At 55.3% G+C, this 4,875-nt stretch carries 6 protein-coding genes and 1 pseudogene; 6 read left to right on the top strand and 1 reads right to left on the bottom strand.

Features of this window, described 5'->3' with window-relative positions:
- The 6 genes from G454_RS21905 to G454_RS22940 all read left to right on the top strand — a co-directional run.
- A partial coding sequence (locus G454_RS21905) for an MBL fold metallo-hydrolase (RefSeq protein WP_027719192.1) occupies positions 1 to 608 on the top strand: 608 nt, incomplete at its 5' end.
- Positions 609 to 731: 123 nt separating this feature from the next.
- A complete protein-coding gene (locus G454_RS0114735) occupies positions 732 to 1,844 on the top strand; it encodes a 4Fe-4S binding protein (protein WP_027719191.1) in 1,113 nt (370 codons plus the stop codon).
- Between the two features lie 110 nt (positions 1,845 to 1,954).
- Positions 1,955 to 2,170: a Y-family DNA polymerase gene (locus G454_RS21635; RefSeq protein ID WP_027719190.1), complete on the top strand. Its 216-nt coding sequence runs from the start codon at positions 1,955 to 1,957 to the stop codon at positions 2,168 to 2,170.
- A 40-nt stretch (positions 2,171 to 2,210) separates the two neighbouring features.
- Complete coding sequence (locus G454_RS22185; RefSeq protein WP_211230121.1) at positions 2,211 to 2,411, top strand: hypothetical protein; 201 nt, start codon at positions 2,211 to 2,213, stop codon at positions 2,409 to 2,411.
- A gap of 407 nt (positions 2,412 to 2,818) precedes the next feature.
- Complete coding sequence (locus tag G454_RS22945) at positions 2,819 to 3,025, top strand: stalk domain-containing protein (protein WP_084413542.1); 207 nt, start codon at positions 2,819 to 2,821, stop codon at positions 3,023 to 3,025.
- The gene (locus G454_RS22940) at positions 2,928 to 3,335 is read left to right on the top strand and encodes a stalk domain-containing protein (protein WP_425387451.1); all 408 of its coding nucleotides are present in this window, start codon (positions 2,928 to 2,930) and stop codon (positions 3,333 to 3,335) included. The genes G454_RS22945 and G454_RS22940 overlap by 98 nt, the downstream gene beginning before the upstream one ends.
- On the opposite strand, the pseudogene G454_RS19585 reads toward G454_RS22940, so the two are convergent.
- A pseudogene (locus G454_RS19585) lies at positions 3,238 to 4,740 on the bottom strand (methyl-accepting chemotaxis protein); the annotation flags it as partial. The gene G454_RS22940 and the pseudogene G454_RS19585 sit on opposite strands and share 98 nt — an antisense overlap.
- Positions 4,741 to 4,875 lie beyond the last annotated feature (135 nt).

Here is a 4,875-nt window from a genome sequence, read left to right as displayed (position 1 = left end):
ACAATATCGTCTTCCAGAAGCTGTTCGGCACCGGCCCGGCCCTTGCCCACCCGCTGGCCGTGCCGCGCATCACCGCTCCCTCCACCTGGACTTCCCGCCTGCTCCCCTACCAGCACTTTGCCTGGGGGCTGCCGCCGGCGTCGGAAGCGGTGCCGATTCCCCAAAGCTTCGCCACCCCGCGGTACCGGTTCGTGGTTCTCCATACTCCGGGCCACAGCGACGACCACATTTGCCTCTTGGAACCAAACGAGGGGTGGCTGTTTGGCGGCGACCTCTTCCTCTCCGAGAATGTGCAGGTGCTGCGCCGCGATGAGGACGCCGGCCAGATCCTTGCCTCCCTGCGCCGCCTCCTGGACCACGACATCAAGGTGGTCTTTTGCGCCTCCGGGCGCGTGGTGACGGAGGGCAAGAAGGCCCTGGCCGCCAAAATAGCCTACTGGGAGGAACTGGCAAAAGAGGCCTGCCGCCTGAAAAGGGAAGGGCTGCAGCCGGAGGAAATCAGGGACGTATTGCTGGGGGAAGAGGGAGCCATGTATAGCCTCACGGCAGGAGACTTCGGCAAAATTCACCTTATTAACTCGCTGCTGAAAAATTTCTGTCCTGCCTAGCACAGCGAGAGCCTCATTAATTCGGATGAGCCAACTGCTGATATTCTCCTTGTGACGTTGGTTTTTAGGGGAAGGTTTCCCGGCTAGTCAGCAAGAACGAAATTGCGAAGGGGGCTGTCTCTCGTGGGCCATTTAATCAACGCCAAGGAAGAGGTATACCGGGCACTGGCCGAGCGCTTAAACAGAAATCCGGTGGGGGCACCCGTGAGCGAGACCCTCATGGAGATTCTCTACCGCCTCTACACGGAAAGCGAAGCCATGGTGGGCAGCAAATTTCCCCTGGTACCGATGACGCTGGACAAGATAGCCGCCATCACGGGGGTGCAAGAAGAAGAGTTGGCACAAATCCTGGATAATATGGCCAGCAAGGGGCTGGTGCTGGACCTGCCCCGCCGGGACACCACGTACTACATGCTGGCTCCCGTGGTGGTGGGCTTCTTTGAGTATACCTTCATGAGGGTAAGAGAAGACGTCGACATGAAGGAGTTGGCGGAGCTTTTTGAAAAATACTTTCAAAGCCCTGAGGTGAAAGAAGAGTTCTTCGGCGGCGACACCAAGATGTTTCGTACCTTGGTGTACGAAAGCCTTATCCCGGCCATCGTGGAGACCGAAGTGCTGAGCTACGAAAGGGCTTCCGAGATCATCCGCCAGTCCGGTGGCGGGGCACTGACCATGTGTTCCTGCCGGCACAAGGCAAGTCACCTGGGTAAAGCCTGTGAAGCGCCGCTGTACGTGTGCACCTCTCTTGGCAGCGCCGCACAGTGGGTGGTCCGCCGGGGCTTTGGGAAGCCGGCTACGGTGGACGAACTCCTCCGTGTGCTGGAGCAGACGGAAAAGCTGGGCCTGGTTCACATGTGCGATAATGTGCTGAACAGACCGGCCTACATATGCCATTGCTGCGGCTGTTGCTGCCACCTGCTGCGTGCCATTAAGGAAGCCGGTAAACCCGTTGCCGCCCACCCGAGCAACTTCCTTCCGGTGCTGGATACCGAGAGGTGTATGCGCTGCGGCACCTGCGCCGAAAGCTGTCATATTGGGGCCATGACAATACAGGACCCTGGGAGTGAACAGGGCTTTCCGGCATTAAACCGGGAGCTTTGCATAGGGTGCGGAGTTTGCGCTGCCGCCTGTCCCGCCGGCGCGCTCACCATGACCCGGCGGGCGGTCTTACACGTTCCCCCGGAGGACAAAAAGCAGCAGATGTTGCGTATTGCCAGGGAGAAAGGTCGGGCTTAGTTCTCCTTTTAGTTCTCCTTAACATTGAAGATTTACAACCCCTTGGCAGGGAACGTACGTTTGGTTTACGATAGTACAAAACAAACGTTCTCTGTCGAGGGGTTTTCGCTTTGGAGGGGACCATTCTCCTTGCCGACATGAACTCCTTTTTTGCCAGCGTTCACCAGGCCCTGGACCCTTCCCTGAGGGGGAAACCGGTTATCATGGGCGGCGAAAATCAGAGATCACCTGGAGCGGCTGATGCCACTGTCCAGGTTACTGAAGGGAAAAGGATAATCTTTCGGAGTACCGTCTCCTTCGACAAAATCCGACAGGTTTTTTCTTGACGCTTCCTTCCGGCGATGGTATAACCTGGATTGGCGGGCTTTGGCGAAGGGGAGGGGATTTTGTTTTGGACCCGGTCAGAGTGTTGCTGTTACTGGAAAGGGCCAGAAAAAGCTAATGGCCGTCGACCTCAACGACAAGGAAAAACTTCTAGCGGTCAGCAGAAAGGTGGACAGGTTGGGTGTGAAGTACCATCGAGCGAAGTTTGGTTCCGGAGTAGCGAGGCCGATTGCGGAAAAGTGATTTGGGTTCCGCTTTAGAAGGGAACCCGTGTTTAAGTAATAAAAATTAAAGTCCAAAGGTAAACTTCAAGCGGTGAGTCCACCTGGATACTGCTTCCAATCGAGCAGCCAAAGCTGTGGTGGCCTAGAGGTAGGGTTTTTCTGCATTTTTCCAGGGCTTGGTTGCCTGAAACTGAAATCAAAGGTGGCTATATAGTGCGGGAAACCCTTTCGTAAACGCCAAATTGCCACATAATGTTATTTCTGCCTGCTTAATACGTTGGGATTAAGAGTTTTCCCCCGGTTTTGCAACGGTTTCATATTTAGAAGGCTGGCGGACTCTACAGCACAAAAAGGGTGTCAAAGTGTTTGTAAAAGGGCGAGAAACTCACGCTTGATGCCGAGCCATTCGTCGAAAACGGTTGCACTATGGTACCAGTCCAGGCGATAGCAGAGGCCTTGGGATTAGAGGTGGACTACAAAGACAACATGATTACCATCACGAACCCGGCCAACGGGGAAGAAGGTGGTCCTGCGCGTGGGTCAGAAGGTAACCCTCGATGCACCTGCCCAGGTAATCCCACCCGGGCGGACGGTTGTTCCGCCGCGGTTCGTGAGCGAAAACCTGGGAGCTAGCGCCGATTGGTTTGGGGAAGTCCAGGTAGTAGCGGTCAACGAGAAGTATGAATGGGAACAAAGCCGGGCATCCTTTTCCGGGATGCGGATGCCCGGCTCGTGTTTGATTACGCAATCCGGAACCGGTCTACCAATTCTTTTAACTGGCCGGCCACTTTTTTCAGTTCGGTTGCAGAGGCCGAAGTTTCTTCCACGGCAGCGGTTTGTTCCTCAACGCTGGCGGCCATATTCTGCACTGCCTCGGCCATCTGCCCGGCAGCACCTGCTACGTTCTGAGCTTTCTGGCTCAGGTCCTGCACCAGTTCGATGATAGCCATCAACGACTGGCTTACTTCCTGCACTACCTTATCGCCCCGGGCTGCGCTTTCCCTGCCGCTTTCCATATCTTTGACCGCCTGGATCGATTGTTGCTGCACTTCGTTGACTATGGCGCTCACTTCCCTTGCCGAGCGGGCGGAGTTTTCGGCCAGCTTTCGCACTTCTTCTGCCACCACGGCAAATCCTCTGCCGGCTTCCCCGGCCCTGGCGGCTTCAATGGCCGCATTCAGAGCCAGAAGATTGGTCTGCTCGGCGATGTCGTTTATGGTGCCCACAAACTGCCCTATTTTTTCAATGGCCTGACTCAGCGCGCTTACGGAAGCAGCCACGCGTCCCGCCGCATTGTCTATTTCCTGCATGGTTTCGACCACGTTCCTGATGTTTTGCTGACCCTGGGTGGCCTGCCGGTTGGCTTCTGCCAGTTCCCCGGAAACCTCTTTTATGTTTAGGGCCACGCTGTCAACGGTGGCGGCTATCTCGCTGACGGTGGCGGCTGTTTCCGTGGCCGCATTCGAGGTTTGCTCCATTTGGGCGGCCAGCACATCAGCGGTACTCGACACCTGGGTGCTTGCCTGAGCGATGCTTTGAATTAAGTTCCGCAGCTGCTGGCGCATCTGCTCAAAGGAGCTGGCCAGGAGGCCGATTTCGTCGGGGGTGTACACTGCTACCGCCGCCGTTAAGTCTCCCTGGGCCAGGCGGCCGGCTGCATCAACCATTTGGTTTATCGGCCGGGAGATGCTCCGTGAGAAAAAGAGAGCTAAGAAGAGAGCTATGACCAGGGACCCGGAGAGGGAAAGGAAAACTACGAGGATGGTCTGCCTGACTTTGGCTCCGGTTTCCTGTCTTATTTTGGCCACTTCCCTTTCAACTTCATCAATATATATTCCAGTGCCGATTACCCAGTTCCACGGCTTGAACAACTTTACGTAGGAAAGCTTGGGATAGCCCACAGTCTGGTCCTCGCCGGGCTTGGGCCAGTAGTACTTGACGTATCCTTCTCCCCTCTCAGCACAGACCCTGTTCATTTCCACAAAGAGGCGGGTTGCCTTGACATTTTTCTGGATTGTTTCGCTGTTTTTAGCGTAGACCTGTCCCTCATAAAACAGGGATTGTACGATGGAAAAGTCTTCTTCCACGGCTAAGTCCTTGCCTTTCATTTCCGGCTTTATAGGGTGCATAAGCATTACCGGCCGCTCCCCTGCGGTGTGAACCCAGAAATAGCCCTCGCCGTTGCTGTAGCGGAGGACGCTCAAACGCTTCAGGGCCCGGTCCTGCGCATCATCGAGGGTTAACTCGCCGCTTTTAACCCGGTTGTTGTACTCTTCTACCAGTGTGCTGGCGGTTTCTACCAAGGACTTCAGGTAATTCTGGTAATCGGCCATCATCTGGGAACGCATTCTTTCCACGCTGCTTTCACCGAACCTGGTGACCCGCCATACCTAAGTTTGACACCTAAACTATAAAAATCCCGAAAACACAAGGCTTCACGAGGAAAAAAGATAGACGTACCACAACATTTACCTTATTGTGGC

Source organism: Desulfovirgula thermocuniculi DSM 16036 (genome assembly GCF_000429345.1).
GTDB classification, from domain to species: Bacteria; Bacillota; Desulfotomaculia; order Desulfotomaculales; family Desulfovirgulaceae; genus Desulfovirgula; species Desulfovirgula thermocuniculi.
This window is presented reverse-complemented; position numbering and strand designations above follow the sequence as displayed.